Origin of the sequence: Saccharopolyspora antimicrobica, assembly GCF_003635025.1 — a bacterium.
GTDB lineage: Bacteria > Actinomycetota > Actinomycetes > Mycobacteriales > Pseudonocardiaceae > Saccharopolyspora > Saccharopolyspora antimicrobica.
The window spans coordinates 1,630,502-1,643,437 of the sequence record NZ_RBXX01000002.1; the positions used below are offsets into that span (position 1 = coordinate 1,630,502).

A 12,936-nucleotide genomic window follows, 5' to 3' on the forward strand; every position below is an offset into this window, starting at 1 on the left:
CGAAACTCGAATTCACTCGATATGATGGTCACCGGGCGCGTACTCGCCGACAACCACCATCCAGGTGTATTGCCCGATTCCAGCGAAAAGCCGGGGCACCGAAGAAATTGGTTAGGCGCAGCAAGAAACCACATAGGACGGCGAAGGCAGGTTCCGGTCGCCGCGCCGGGTGCGCGGCGACCGGCGAGCATCAGCTCTGGTTCAGCCGGGCGTAGACCTCGGCCGCGTTGTCCTTGGTCACCAGCTCGGTCTGCAGGGTCTGCGTCTTGGGCACCGGCTGGCAGTCGATCAGCAGCGCCCTGGCGGCCTCGACGGCTTCCGCACCGCCGGTCGGGTACAGGTTGGTCGCCTGAAGGCGTCCTTCCTCGACGGCCTTGATGCCGCCCGACGGGATCGGCAGCCCGTCGATGCCGACGAACTTCAGGTCGTTGCGCCCGGCGGCCTGGGCCGCCAGGTACGCGCCCTCGGCCATCGGGTCGTTCTGCGCGTACACCGCCTGGATGTCGGGGTGCGCCTTGAGCAGCGCGTCCATCTTCTGCTGCCCGACCGAGCGCTCCCACTCGCCGTCGGCGGTGGCTACGATCTCGATGTTCGAGCCCGCGATGCCCTCCTTGAAGCCGTCCTCGCGCTCCTTGGCCGGTGTGGAACCGGAGAGGCCCTTGATCTGCACGATCTTGCCGCCCTGCGGCAGCAGCGTCTTCGTGAAGTACTCGCCGGCCTGGCGGCCGATCTGGACGTTGTCCGCGCCGATGTAGGTGGTGTAGCCGTCGCCGTCGACCTTGCGGTCCAGCACCACCACCGGGATGCCCTTGTTGTAGGCCTTCTTCACCACGTCGGTCAGCGGGGCCGCCTCGTTCGGCGAGATCATCAGCAGGTCGACCTGCTTGGTGATGAAGTTCTCCACGTCGCTGATCTGCTTGGAGTTGTCCTTGGCCGCGTCGGAGAACTGCACGTCGAACTGCGGCACCTTCGACGCGGCCGTGCGGATGTCCTCGTCCATCCGGACCCGGTAGGGCTCGGCGAGGTTGGCCTGGCTCATCCCGATGGTGTACTTGCCGTCCGGTCCCTTGCAGTTCTTGGTGGGGTCCTGCTGCTGGACCTGCCCGCTGTTCTCGCTGGTGGTGCCGCAACCGGCGGCGGCGAGCGCGGCGGCGGCGCAGGTGACCGCGAGCAACGACCTCATCGTCTTGCGCATCGTGCTTCCTCCCGGATGTTGGTTCACGACGTGGGACGCAGTCGCTGCAGCGCAGCCGCCGCGACGATCACCAGGCCCTTGATCAGCAGTTGCAGGTCGGTGTTGACGCTGTTCAGGCTCAGGATGTTGTTCAGGATGCCGAGCAGCAGCGCGCCGGCGATGGTGCCGATGACCGAGCCGCGGCCGCCGGCCAGGCTGGTGCCGCCGACGACCACCGCCGCGATGCCGTCCAGCTCGTAGGCGATCCCGTCGTTCGGGCTGCCCGCGTTGAGCTGCCCGGCGTGCACGATCCCGGCCAGCGCGGCGCAGAACCCGGCGATGCCGAAGGCGATGATCTTGACCCGGTTCACCGGCACGCCGGAGAGCCGGGCGGCCTTCTCGTTGCCGCCGATGGCGTACAGGTGCCGGGAGTAGGCGCTGGTCCGCAGGAACAGGATCGCGGCCACCGCCACCACGGCGAAGATCAGCACCGGGATCGGCACCACGCCGCCGAACGTGCGCTCGCCCAGCAGCGAGAACAGCATCGGCGCCTGCCCCGGCCCGTCGCCGTAGGAGATCTGCACGGTCTCGCCGCCGGACCACATGCGCGCCAGCCCGCGCGCGATCTGCAACCCGGCCAGCGTGACGATGAACGCCTGCACCCCGAGCAGCGCCACCGCGGTGCCCTGCAGCAGGCCGAAGACGACGCCCGCCAGCAGCACCAGCCCGACGGTCGCCCACACGCCGAGGCCGTCCTCCACCATCAGCACGGCCGAGCCCACCGCGGCCAGCCCGAGCACCGAACCCACCGAGAGGTCGATGCCGCCGATCAGGATGACGAAGGTCAGGCCGACCGCGATGATCCCGATCTCGGACACCGCGCGCACGATGTTGAACAGGTTGTCGCTGGTCAGGAAGAGGATCTGGCCCTCGTCATCGCGCGGCGAGAAGATCACCGCGGCGATGAACACCGCGACCAGCCCGAAGAAGCTCTGGAACCGGAACAGCGTCTCCGCGGTGCCGGCCCGCTTCCGCGGCGCGGCCGCCGAAGGCCGTTCCGCCGTCTGGTTGCTCACCTGGCGCCTCCCCCAGTGCTCTGCGGTCCGGTGCCGACCACCGGCCCGGCCCCGTCGCCCGCCCGCTCGCCCATCGCGGCGGCCAGCAGTTCCGCCTCACCGACCTCGCCGGTGCCGAACTCGGCGACGCTGCGCCCACCGCGCAGCACCACCACCCGGTCGCACACGCCGACCAGCTCCGGCAGTTCCGAGGACGCCAGCAGCACGCCGATGCCGCGCTCGGCGATCTCGCCGAGCAGCTGGTAGATCTCCGACTTCGCGCCGATGTCCACCCCGCGGGTGGGATCGTCCAGCAGCAGCAACCGCGGTTCGGTCAGCAGCATCCGGCCGAACACGACCTTCTGCTGGTTGCCGCCCGACAGGGTGCCGACCGGGTCGAGGATCCGGCCGAGCTTGACCTTGAGCTGCTGCACGCTGCTCTCGGTGGTGGCCACCTCCTTGCGGCGGCGGACCAGGCCGAGCGCGCCCAGCCGGTCCAGCACCGACAGCACCGTGTTGGCCAGCACCGAGTGCTCCAGGACCAGCCCGGACGTCCTGCGGTCCTCCGGCACGAAGGCGATGCCCTCGCGCAGCGCACGGCGCGGACCCCTCGGCCGCACCGGGCGCCCGTCGAGGGTCACCTCCCCCTCCCACGTGCCGGAGGACCCCGCCCCGAACAGCGATTCCAGCAGTTCGGTGCGTCCTGAGCCGAGCAGCCCGCAGAGCCCGACGATCTCCCCGCGCCGCACGGTCAGGTCGATCCCTGCGGGTTCCCGGCGGCCCACCCGCGGCCGCCGCGGGCGCACGGCGAAGCCCGACACCGCCAGCAGCTCCGCGCCGACCTCGCGCCGCTCGGCGCGGAACATCGTCTGCACCGAGCGGCCCACCATCGCCTCGGCGGCCTGCTCGGCGGTCAGCTTCCGGGCGTCGAACTCCGCGACCTTGCGGCCGTTGCGCAGCACGGTGGCCCGGTCGGCCACCCGGCCGATCTCGTCCATCCGGTGCGAGATGTAGACGATGCCGGTGCCGCTGCGGCGCAGCTCGGCGATCACCGCGAACAGCCGCTCCACCTCGGTGCTGGAGAGCGCGGAGGTCGGCTCGTCCATGATCAGCACCTTCGCGTCCAGCAGCAGCGCGCGGGCGATGGTGACCAGCTGCTGCTCGCCGACGCGCAGCTCGCCGACCGGGCGCTGCGGGTCCAGCTCGATGCCGGTGCGCCGGAGCAGCTCCCGGGTTCCGTCGGCCATCTTCCGGCGGTCGACGATCCCGAACCTGGTGCGCGGCTCGCGGCCGAGGTGCAGGTTCTCCGCGACGCTGAGCCCGGGAACGAGGTCCAGCTCCTGGTGGATCATCGCGACCCCGGCCTGCTGGGCGTCGGCGGGCTTGCCGAACTGCACCGGCCGCCCCTCGATCGAAATCGATCCAGCGTGATCGGAGACGTCGCCGGAGAGCACCTTCATCAGCGTGCTCTTGCCCGCGCCGTTCTCCCCCAGCAGCGCGTGCACCTCCCCGGCGCGGACCGACAGGTCCACGTCGTCGCAGGCGAGCACACCCCCGTAGCGCTTGCTGATGCCGGTCATCTCGACCAGCGGTGGCGCCGTGTCCATAGGCCCCCCGTCGCGACGTTCGCGAATCGTGAGAAAACGATTGCTCGGAAGCTAAAATGCTCGCGCCGATTGTGTCAAGGTTCACACACCCGTCCAAGCGAAGACGGATCTGCCCGTTGGCACGAACGTCGCATTCCGGTCATCGGCCACCGGAATCGGCCGGAACCGGGCGCGGGGTAACCCGCAAGTTCCGGAAGAGGGCTCTCGGGCCGGGGTACTGGACCGTTAACGTTGTGACTCGTGACCGCGATCCGCGACAGCCAGAGCGCCTCATCCCCCGGCAACGGCGCGCCGCCCTGGTCGGCGCGCTCCGCCTTCCGCACGGCCGGAGTGCCGCTTTGGGTTGCCGTGCTGCTGGCCGCGGTGCCCACCGCGATCGGCACCGTGCTGGACATCATGATCTGGAAGCAGCCCGACCTGCTGTTCAAGGCCTGCTTCTTCGTCGGGAGCGTGCTGGGTGTGCTGCTGGTCAAGCGGCGGAGCACGTTCGGCCCGATGGTCCAGCCGCCGCTGGTGCTGGTCATCATCATGCCGCTGCTGGTGCTGATCACCGGGTCCGGCGCGGCGGCAGGCGCGGGTGCCACCGGTAAAGCGCTCGCGATCGCACGTCCGCTGATCAGCAGCTTCCCGATCATGGCCGCGGCCACGATCGTCGCACTGGGTATCGGACTCGTACGCATGTTCGTTACCGAGAAGCCCGGCAGGCGACCCGAGGTCGCCGACAGCGACGCGGCCACCAAGAAGCGCCGCCGCCCCGCGCAGCCCCGCAAGCCGGAGGGCGAGGAGCGCAAGCGGCGTCCTGACGAGCGCAAGAAGTCCCGCGAAGGCGGTCGGCCGGCTCGCAGTGAGCGGGCGGAGCGGCCTGAACGCGAGCGCGAGCAGCGCGAGCGCGCGCAGGCGCCGGGGCGGCCCCGCCGAGAGGAGCCGCCGCGGCGCGGCGAGCCGCCACGGCGAGGCGAAGCCGCGCCGGGCAGGCCGCGCGGAGCGGAAGGCCGGCCGGAGCGCGCCGTGCCGCCGCGGCGGGGCGCAGCCCCGCGGCAGGCGCCGGGACGGCCGCGGCAGGCGGAGCCGCCGCAGGGCGAGCCGCCCAGGCGAGCCCGCAGGCCGCGGCGCGACGAGCGCTTCAGCTAGTCGCACGGCCAGCTGGGCGCCGCGCACGAGGCCGCTCAGGAATGCCGAAGGGGCACCCGGTTCGAGAACCGGATGCCCCTTTTCACGTCGACCTCGTCCCCGGATCCGGGTCGGTCAGCGGACGCCCTTCGGCTTGTTCGGGTTGTCGTCGAGGTCCTTGCGGAGCTCCCTCGGCAGCGCGAAGGTGACCTTCTCGTTGGCCGTGGTGACCTCGTCCACCTGGTTCCAGCCGCGCTCGGCCAGGTGGTCCAGGACCTGCATGACCAGCACGTCCGGCACCGAGGCACCGCTGGTCACGCCGACCGTGGTGACGCCTTCCAGCCACGCCTCGTCGATCTGCGAGGCGAAGTCCACCAGGTGCGAGTCCGACGCCCCGGCCTGCAGAGCGACCTCCACCAGGCGCTTTGAGTTCGAGGAGTTCTGCGAGCCGACCACGATCACCAGGTCGCACTCCGGGGCCATCACCTTCACCGCGTGCTGGCGGTTGGAGGTGGCGTAGCAGATGTCGTCGCTCGGCGGCGCCTGCAGATCGGGGAACCGGTCCTTGAGCTGGTCCACCCGCTCCATCGTCTCGTCCACGCTGAGCGTGGTCTGCGACAGCCACACCACCTTGTTCGGGTCGCGCACCTGCACCTTGTCGACGTCTTCGGCGGTGTCGACCAGCTGCACGCGGTCGGGCGCCTCACCGGCGGTGCCCTCGACCTCCTCGTGGCCCTCGTGGCCGATCAGCAGGATGTCGTAGTCCTCGCGGGCGAACCGGTGGACCTCCTTGTGCACCTTGGTGACCAGCGGGCAGGTCGCGTCGATGGTCCGCAGGTTGCGCTTGGCGGCCTCCTCGTGGACCGCTGGGGACACGCCGTGCGCGGAGAACACCACGAGCGCGCCCTCGGGCACCTCGTCGGTCTCGTCCACGAAGATCACGCCGCGCTCGGACAGCGTGTCCACGACGTGGCGGTTGTGCACGATCTCCTTGCGGACGTAGATCGGTGCACCGTAGGTCTCGAGGGCTTTCTCGACGGTGACCACCGCGCGGTCGACACCTGCGCAGTACCCACGCGGCTTGGCCAGCAGGACTCGCTTGGTCCGCCCGCCGTCCTGGTCAACGAGGTCAGTGGCCTCGGGCGAGGTCGTCATGCCGTCAAGGGTACGGACATGGTCGCCGACGCTCAGCCTCGCGCCCGGGCGGCGGCGCGGATCACAGTACTGCGGCGAGGTGATGGCTTCCCGCGGTGAAGTGCGGCAGGCTGGGCGCATGTCATCGTTTCCGCTGCCGGTCCGGGTCGCCGCGGGACTGGCGGCCACCGCCGTCGAACAGGCCCGCCGCCTGCCGACCACGCTGCTCGGGCTGCCCGTCACCGTGGCCAGCCAGGCCCTGCAGGCGTCGATGCGGGTCCAGCAGCAGATCACCGAGCTGGCGATCAAGGGCGACGAGGCGCTCTCCGTGCTGAGCACCCCGGAGGAGCAGCCCGCCTGGGCGACCTTCGACGAGGACGAGCCGGACGAACCCGAGGCGCCGCCGGCCAGCACCGTGGTCGCCGAGTACGCGGAGCTGACGCTGCCGCAGCTGCGCGGCAGGCTCCGCTCGTTCACCGAGGAGGAGCTGGCCGAACTGCTCGCCCACGAGCAGCAGCACGAACAGCGCCCGGAGTTCCTCCGCATGCTGCAGAACCGCCTCGAACGGCTCCGCGACCGCTGAGAGGCCACCCACCACACCGGTTCGCGAACCGGACGCACCTGAAGGAGTGCAGCTGACTTCCCCGACGAGCCCCGAGGAGCCGTGGCCGGTACGGACCGTCGCGCGCAAGATCGCCGAGTGGATCAACCGCCTCGGCTCGATCTGGGTCGAGGGCCAGATCACCCAGATCTCGCTGCGCCCCGGCGCCGCCACCGCGTTCCTGCAGCTGCGCGACCCGTCCGCCGACGTCTCGCTGACGCTGACCTGCTCCTCGGCCATGCTCCGCAAGATGGACCCGCCGCTGACCGACGGCAGCCGGGTCGTGGTGCACGGCAAGCCGACGTTCTTCGTCGGCCGCGGCACGCTGAGCCTGCGGGTCGACGAGATCCGCGCCGTCGGCATCGGCGAGCTGCTGGCCCGCATCGAGCGGCTGCGCCAGCTGCTCAAGGCCGAGGGCCTGTTCGACCCGGCCCGCAAGCGGCCGCTGCCGTTCCTGCCGAACCGGGTCGGGCTGGTCACCGGTCGCGCGTCCGCCGCCGAGCACGACGTGCTGACCAACGCGCAGCTGCGCTGGCCGGCCGTGCAGTTCGAGATCCGCAACGTCGCCGTGCAGGGCTCGAGCGCGGTGCCGCAGATCCTGGAGGCGCTGCAGGAGCTCGACGCGATGCCCGAGGTCGACGTGATCGTGCTGGCCCGCGGCGGCGGCAGCGTCGAGGACCTGCTGCCGTTCTCCGACGAGGCGCTGTGCCGCGCGGTGTCGGCCTGCCGCACGCCGGTGGTCAGCGCGATCGGGCACGAACCGGACTCGCCGCTGGTGGACCACGTGGCCGACGTGCGCTGCTCGACGCCGACCGGCGCGGGCAAGCGGGTGGTGCCGGACGTGGCCGAGGAGACCCAGCGCATCCACCAGCTGCGCGACCGCGCCCGCCGCGCGCTGCACGGCTGGGTCGACCGGGAGCGCCGGCTGCTCGACGCGCTCCGCAGCCGCCCGGTGCTGGCCGATCCGCACGGGCCGCTGGCGCAGCGGGCTGAGCAGGTCGGCGTGCTGCGCGACCGGGCCCGCCGGGCGATGACCACCGCGCTGAACACCGAGCGGCACGCGCTGTCGGCGACCCGATCTCGCTTGACGACCCTCGGCCCGGCGGCCACGCTGGCCCGTGGATACGCGATCGTGCAGCGCATCGAGGACGGTGCGGACGGCGTGCTCCGCTCGGTCGACGACGCCCCGCCCGGAACTCGGTTGCGGGTGCGGGTCGTTGACGGTGCGATCCAGGCGGTCGTGCCGGATCGAGCAGGCTGAACAGGACGGAGACCGTGCATCCCGAGCTGGATCCCTCGTTCCTCCCGCTGACCGTCGGCGTCGCCCGGTCGGCGGCGACCGGTTCCCGGCGGGCCGGTGAGGTGCAGCGCCGGGCCGAGGCGGCGGACGCCACCGCGGCCGGGTGCTGGGCCGCGCTGCTGGGCGGCTGCCAGTCCGCCGAGCGCCGGGAGCTGCCGTCGCGGCTGCGCGCGCTGGTCGAGGCGACCTCCGGTTACGTGGGGGCCGGGTGGTGGGCGGCGTCGGCGCACCGACGTAGGGTCGCGGAAGCGCAGTTGCGCATCAACGACGCGGTGCGCGAAGGCGACGGCGCCGAGTTCGCCGAGGCGTTCGTCGGCTACGACCAGGCGATCGCCACCGCGGTGGTGTCCGTGCAGAACGACGTGGAGAGTCCTACCCCGTGACCGCGAACGAGCAGCAGGACGAGCACTTCGACCCGGTGGCAGAGCACCCGGAGGTCGCCGAGCTCGGCTACGAGCAGGCCCGCGACCAGCTGGCCGAGGTGGTCAAGCAGCTGGAGGCCGGCGGCCTGTCCCTGGAGGACTCGCTGGCCCTCTGGGAGAAGGGCGAGGCGCTGGCGGCGGTGTGCGAGCGCCACCTCGCCGGAGCCCGCGAGCGGGTCGAACGCGCCCTGGCCGCCGTCGAGCAGGAGTGACCCACCGCTCCGGACGTCCCCGATTTCAATGGAAATCGGACATCTGATTTCAATGGAACTTGCGGCCCTCCGGCGTGTCGTCCCGCGACACACCGACGACTCTCGCAATTTCAATGGAAATTTGACGTCCGATTTCCATTGAAATTGCGTCGGCACCCACCGCCGGGAGCGGGCGTCGGGCCGATCGTCAGGGCTTGGCCGGGGCCTTGAGGACTGCTTCGGCGAGGGTGCGGAACTCCGGCTCCGCCGCGTTGCCCGCGATCAGCAGGCGGACGCCGTCGCGCTCGCTCGCCCAGGCCTCCTCGCCCTCCACGCTCTGGTAGCGCACCCACTGCCTGCCGCCCGCGTCGACGGTGCCCAGCGCCTGCGGCGGCTGGCGGGTGTCGGCGGTGACCAGCTCCTCCTCGGCCGCCGTCGACTGGGAGAAGCGCAGGTAGCTGCCGTCGCCGGTCAGCAGGCCGATGCGCACGACCTCCGCGTGCGAGCGCAGCGTCAGCACGTTCACCGAGTTGGCCCGCCAGTTCGCGGGGAGTTCCGGGTCGGCGAGCGGGAAGTCGACGCGGCCGGACGCGCGGTCCAGCTCGGCCCGCACGTCCACCGTCGGCACCTGCACCGAGGGGCCGCCGGGGTTGAACGAGCACTGCCCCAGCAGTCCCGCCACCCCGAAGGCGATCAGGACCAGCGGGAGGATCGCGAACACCATCGCCGAGACGGTCCGGGGCGGACGCGACGGCGCCGGTTGCTGGTTGCTGGGTTCGGCCACGACCCCCATGCTCTCACCAGCGGCGTCCTGGCCGGTCGGGCAGGCGCGACCGGAGTGGGCTGGCCCACGCGAGGCCTCCGGCCAGGCCCCCGATCTGCGAAGATCGGAGCCAACGAGCCTGAGCGCGGGCCGCGTCCCGCCGAACTCGGGCAGTCGAACCCGAAGAATGCTCACCACCCGGGAGGCGCGATGAGCTCCAGCACCGAACGACACCGCGAAGCACCGGACCGCAACCTCGCCATGGAACTCGTCCGCGTGACCGAGGCCGCCGCGATGGCCGCCGGTCGCTGGGTCGGCCGCGGCGACAAGAACGCAGGCGACGGCGCGGCGGTGGACGCGATGCGCAAGCTCATCGGCACCGTGTCGATGCGGGGCGTCGTGGTCATCGGCGAGGGCGAGAAGGACGAAGCCCCGATGCTCTACAACGGCGAGGAAGTCGGCAACGGCGAGGGCCCGGAGTGCGACGTGGCCGTCGACCCGATCGACGGGACCACGCTGCTGAGCAAGGGCATGCCGAACGCGCTGGCGGTGCTCGCGGTCTCCGAGCGGGGCACCATGTTCGACCCGTCCGCGGTGTTCTACATGGAGAAGATGGCCGTCGGCCCGGAGGCCGCGGGCCACATCGACATCAGCGCGCCGATCGCGGAGAACGTGCGCCGGGTGGCCAAGGCCAAGCAGATCGACGTCTCGGACGTGACGGTGTGCATCCTGGACCGGCCGCGCCACGAGCAGATCGTCAAGGAGGTCCGCGAGGCGGGCGCGCGGATCCAGTTCATCTCCGACGGCGACGTGGCGGGCGCGATCGCGGCGGCCCGGCCGGGCAGCGGCGTGGACATGCTGCTGGGCATCGGCGGCACACCGGAGGGCATCATCTCGGCGTGCGCGCTGAAGTGCCTCGACGGTGAGATCCAGACCCGCCTGTGGCCGCGCGACGACATCGAGCGCGCGAAGCTGCGCGAGGCCGGCCACGACGTGAACCAGGTGCTGACCACCTCGGACCTGGTGCGCGGGGACAACATGTTCTTCTGCGCCACCGGCATCACCGACGGCGCGCTGCTCAAGGGCGTGCACTACCGCGCGAACCGGTGCACCACGCAGTCGATCGTGATGCGGTCGAAGTCGGGCACCGTGCGGGTCATCGAGGGCCAGCACCGGTTGGCGAAGCTGCGCGAATACGCCGACGTGGACTACGTGGACGACTCCGCTCGCCACGGCCTGCTCCCTTGAGAAGACGGTTAGTGGTCGCGTGGCTTGGGTGGTCGCCCAGCGGAACCTGAGTGCTTCCCTGGACTGCGGGTGCCCCTCCTGATGTATGACCGACCAAGGCGCGGACGGCTTCGCCGACAGACTCCGATGGTTCCCCTTCCGGGAAACTGGGAAATATCCCCGGCCGTCTGAGGTAATACCGGATTCGAAGCGGTGACCTGCTGTTTCGCAGCGGGTCGCCGCTTCTTCATCTTCCGGCCTCATCCCTTAGTGGGTACGTCGTCCGAGCGAATCCCCCTACTGTCTGTGCCCATCCGGCCAGCGGTGCCGGCAACTCGGGAGGATTCGACGGAAATGCGCATGCGTTCGGTTCTCATCGCGGCACTCGCAGCCGTCGGCGCAGTCGGCGCTCTGGGCATGCCTGCAGTCGCCCAGCCCGACGATGTCAAGCCGTACATCGTCGGCGGCCACGACGCCACCGAGGAGTACTCGTTCATGGTGTCGCTGCAGCAGCAGGGCAGGCACGGCTGCGGCGGTTCGCTGATCAAGCCCGACTGGGTGGTGACCGCGGCGCACTGCGTGCAGGGCGGCGGCCAGTTCTCGGTGCGGGTCGGCAGCAACACCCACGCCAGCGGCGGCGAGCAGGCCAACGTCAGCGCCGTGCGGACGCACCCCTCCGGTGACATCGCGGTGCTGAAGCTGGACCGCCAGCTGCAGGCCACCCCGATCAAGATCGCGTCCACCTCCGGTGACGCGGGCACCGCCACCCGGATCATCGGCTGGGGCCAGACCTGCGCCCGGCCCGGTTGCGGCCCCGCTCCGCAGTACCTGCAGGAGCTGGACACCCAGATCGTCAACGACTCCAGCTGCCTGGGCATCGACGGTCGCAACGAGATCTGCACCGACAACCCGAACGGCAACTCCGGTGCCTGCTACGGCGACTCGGGCGGCCCGCAGATCAAGGGCTCCCCGGGCAACTGGGAGCTGATCGGCGCCACCAGCCGTTCCGGCAACGGCGACTCGACCTGCGCCACCGGCCCGTCGATCTACGCCGACGTGGTCGCCTACGCGGACTGGGTCAACCAGAACACCGGCGGCTGACCGACTCCGCTGACGGCGAACGCGCAACCGGGCCCCACACCGGTTGCGCGTTCGTCATCTCACGCAGTGCGTTCCAGCACCACCACCGGGATCTCCCGGCGGGTGCGCGGCTCGTAGTACGTCCGGTACACGGGCGCGAGCTCGACCATCAGCTCCCACAGCCGCTCGCGCTCCGCGCCTTCCGCGGTGCGGGCCCGCGCGGTGAAGCGCTCACCCTTGATCTGGACCTCGACCTCGGGATCCGCCACCACGTTCCGGTACCACTGCGGATGGGTGTGCGTGATGCCCGCACCCGATGCCACCAGCACGTACCGGTCGCCGTCGACGCCGTAGAAGAGCCCGGTCCGGTACCGCTTCCCGGACTTCCGCCCGCGGTAGGTGAGCACCAGGTTGGTCGCGCCGCCTTCGAGGTGGCCGCTCTCGCCGTCCGTCGCGAGGTAGCGGCGCACGTGCTCGGCGACCGACGGGTCCGGGCTGTCCAGCACCTCGGCCACGTCAGTGCCCCAGGCCCTGCGCGAAGCCGCCGTCGACCGCCAGCTCGACGTTCGTGCTGAACGTCGCGTCCTCGGCCAGGAAGAGCGCCGCCTTCGCGACCTCCTCGACGGTGCCGATGCGGCGCAGCGGGGTGGATTCGTCGCCCTGCCGCTCGAACTCCCGCCGCTGCTCCTCGCTCAGGTCGGCCACGCCCATCGTCGGCGTCTTGATGTAGCCCGGCGCCACGCTGTTCACCCGGATCTTCCTCGGCAGCAGCTCCACCGCGAGCACATGAGCGAAGGCGCGCATCGCCTCCTTCGACGCCGAGTACGCGCTCAGGCCGGGGAAGACGACGTCGTTGGCGACCGTGGTGAACACGACCGAGCCGCCCTCGTTGAGCAGCGGCGCGAGGCGCTGCACGGTGAAGAACGAGCCCTTGGTGTTGACCGCGAAGTGCCGGTCCCACTCCTGCTCCGTCACGTCGGCGAGCTCGGTGAACCGCGCCATGCCGTGGTTGATGAAGAGGTGGTCGACGCTGCCGAGCTTCTCGCCGACGAAGTCGCCGAGGGCGGCGATGTCGGCCATGCTGCCCGCGTCGGAGCGCACGACGTGCGCGGCTTCTCCCTTCAGCGCGGTGCGCGCTTCCTCGATGTTCCGCTCGTTCCGCCCGGTCAGCACCACCTCGGCGCCGCGTGCGAGCAGCTCCCGCACGATCGCCAGGCCCATGCCGTGGGTACCGCCGGTGACAACAGCCTTATTCACGTCCACTCCGTTCGT

The 12,936-nt window shown here is 71.0% G+C and carries 14 protein-coding genes; 7 read left to right on the top strand and 7 right to left on the bottom strand.

Annotation, left to right across the window (positions count from 1 at the left end; translation table 11 throughout):
• Positions 1 to 190: 190 nt before the first annotated feature.
• Genes ATL45_RS08170 through ATL45_RS08180 form a run of 3 tightly spaced genes read right to left on the bottom strand, consistent with a single transcriptional unit; the run spans position 191 to position 3,836 of the window.
• Positions 191 to 1,195: a substrate-binding domain-containing protein gene (locus ATL45_RS08170; protein ID WP_093152898.1), complete on the bottom strand. Its 1,005-nt coding sequence runs from the start codon at positions 1,193 to 1,195 to the stop codon at positions 191 to 193.
• Positions 1,196 to 1,218: 23 nt separating this feature from the next.
• A complete protein-coding gene (locus ATL45_RS08175) occupies positions 1,219 to 2,250 on the bottom strand; it encodes an ABC transporter permease (protein ID WP_093152895.1) in 1,032 nt (343 codons plus the stop codon).
• On the bottom strand, positions 2,247 to 3,836 hold the full coding sequence (locus ATL45_RS08180; RefSeq protein WP_093152893.1) for a sugar ABC transporter ATP-binding protein: 1,590 nt from the start codon (positions 3,834 to 3,836) through the stop codon (positions 2,247 to 2,249). The genes ATL45_RS08175 and ATL45_RS08180 overlap by 4 nt, the downstream gene beginning before the upstream one ends.
• Positions 3,837 to 4,076: 240 nt before the next feature.
• On the opposite strand from ATL45_RS08180, the gene ATL45_RS08185 reads away from it, so the two are divergent.
• Positions 4,077 to 4,967, top strand: a complete 891-nt coding sequence (locus tag ATL45_RS08185) for a DUF6542 domain-containing protein (RefSeq protein ID WP_093152890.1) — start codon at positions 4,077 to 4,079, stop codon at positions 4,965 to 4,967.
• 114 nt (positions 4,968 to 5,081) lie between these two features.
• Here the strand turns inward: ATL45_RS08185 and ATL45_RS08190 are convergent, their stop codons facing one another.
• Positions 5,082 to 6,101 (bottom strand): 4-hydroxy-3-methylbut-2-enyl diphosphate reductase, encoded by a 1,020-nt coding sequence (locus ATL45_RS08190; RefSeq protein WP_093152888.1) that lies wholly within the window; start codon positions 6,099 to 6,101, stop codon positions 5,082 to 5,084.
• A 118-nt stretch (positions 6,102 to 6,219) separates the two neighbouring features.
• Here ATL45_RS08190 and ATL45_RS08195 point away from each other — a divergent pair, with 118 nt between their 5' ends.
• From ATL45_RS08195 to ATL45_RS08210, 4 genes are read left to right on the top strand one after another with little or no spacing between them, the layout of a single operon-like run.
• Complete coding sequence (locus ATL45_RS08195; protein WP_093152885.1) at positions 6,220 to 6,663, top strand: lipid droplet-associated protein; 444 nt, start codon at positions 6,220 to 6,222, stop codon at positions 6,661 to 6,663.
• A 52-nt stretch (positions 6,664 to 6,715) separates the two neighbouring features.
• Entirely contained in the window at positions 6,716 to 7,942 is a 1,227-nt protein-coding gene (gene xseA / locus ATL45_RS08200) for an exodeoxyribonuclease VII large subunit (RefSeq protein ID WP_093153461.1), read from the top strand.
• Between the two features lie 14 nt (positions 7,943 to 7,956).
• Entirely contained in the window at positions 7,957 to 8,364 is a 408-nt protein-coding gene (locus ATL45_RS08205; protein ID WP_093152882.1) for a hypothetical protein, read from the top strand.
• 35 nt (positions 8,365 to 8,399) lie between these two features.
• Positions 8,400 to 8,615, top strand: coding sequence for an exodeoxyribonuclease VII small subunit (locus tag ATL45_RS08210; protein ID WP_211841425.1), 216 nt, complete (start codon positions 8,400 to 8,402; stop codon positions 8,613 to 8,615).
• Between the two features lie 187 nt (positions 8,616 to 8,802).
• On the opposite strand, the gene ATL45_RS08215 is transcribed toward ATL45_RS08210, so the two are convergent.
• The gene (locus ATL45_RS08215) at positions 8,803 to 9,387 is read right to left on the bottom strand and encodes a DUF4245 domain-containing protein (RefSeq protein ID WP_093152876.1); all 585 of its coding nucleotides are present in this window, start codon (positions 9,385 to 9,387) and stop codon (positions 8,803 to 8,805) included.
• Between the two features lie 180 nt (positions 9,388 to 9,567).
• Here ATL45_RS08215 and glpX point away from each other — a divergent pair, with 180 nt between their 5' ends.
• Positions 9,568 to 10,605: a class II fructose-bisphosphatase gene (glpX, locus tag ATL45_RS08220; RefSeq protein WP_093152873.1), complete on the top strand. Its 1,038-nt coding sequence runs from the start codon at positions 9,568 to 9,570 to the stop codon at positions 10,603 to 10,605.
• A 333-nt stretch (positions 10,606 to 10,938) separates the two neighbouring features.
• Complete coding sequence (locus tag ATL45_RS08225) at positions 10,939 to 11,685, top strand: S1 family peptidase (protein ID WP_093152871.1); 747 nt, start codon at positions 10,939 to 10,941, stop codon at positions 11,683 to 11,685.
• Positions 11,686 to 11,744: 59 nt separating this feature from the next.
• Here ATL45_RS08225 and ATL45_RS08230 read toward each other — a convergent pair whose 3' ends face one another.
• Both ATL45_RS08230 and ATL45_RS08235 read right to left on the bottom strand, forming a co-directional pair.
• Complete coding sequence (locus ATL45_RS08230; protein ID WP_093152868.1) at positions 11,745 to 12,179, bottom strand: nitroreductase family deazaflavin-dependent oxidoreductase; 435 nt, start codon at positions 12,177 to 12,179, stop codon at positions 11,745 to 11,747.
• Position 12,180: 1 nt separating this feature from the next.
• Positions 12,181 to 12,921: an SDR family NAD(P)-dependent oxidoreductase gene (locus ATL45_RS08235; RefSeq protein WP_093153458.1), complete on the bottom strand. Its 741-nt coding sequence runs from the start codon at positions 12,919 to 12,921 to the stop codon at positions 12,181 to 12,183.
• Positions 12,922 to 12,936 lie beyond the last annotated feature (15 nt).

Bases quoted from the DNA above. Each gene is read 5' to 3' on its own strand.
- ATL45_RS08170 (WP_093152898.1), bottom strand. From the start codon at position 1,195: ATGCGCAAGACGATGAGGTCGTTGCTCGCGGTCACCTGCGCCGCCGCC.
- ATL45_RS08180 (WP_093152893.1), bottom strand. From the start codon at position 3,836: ATGGACACGGCGCCACCGCTGGTCGAGATGACCGGCATCAGCAAGCGC.
- ATL45_RS08190 (WP_093152888.1), bottom strand. From the start codon at position 6,101: ATGACGACCTCGCCCGAGGCCACTGACCTCGTTGACCAGGACGGCGGG.
- ATL45_RS08195 (WP_093152885.1), top strand. From the start codon at position 6,220: ATGTCATCGTTTCCGCTGCCGGTCCGGGTCGCCGCGGGACTGGCGGCC.
- ATL45_RS08215 (WP_093152876.1), bottom strand. From the start codon at position 9,387: ATGGGGGTCGTGGCCGAACCCAGCAACCAGCAACCGGCGCCGTCGCGT.
- glpX (WP_093152873.1), top strand. From the start codon at position 9,568: ATGAGCTCCAGCACCGAACGACACCGCGAAGCACCGGACCGCAACCTC.
- ATL45_RS08225 (WP_093152871.1), top strand. From the start codon at position 10,939: ATGCGCATGCGTTCGGTTCTCATCGCGGCACTCGCAGCCGTCGGCGCA.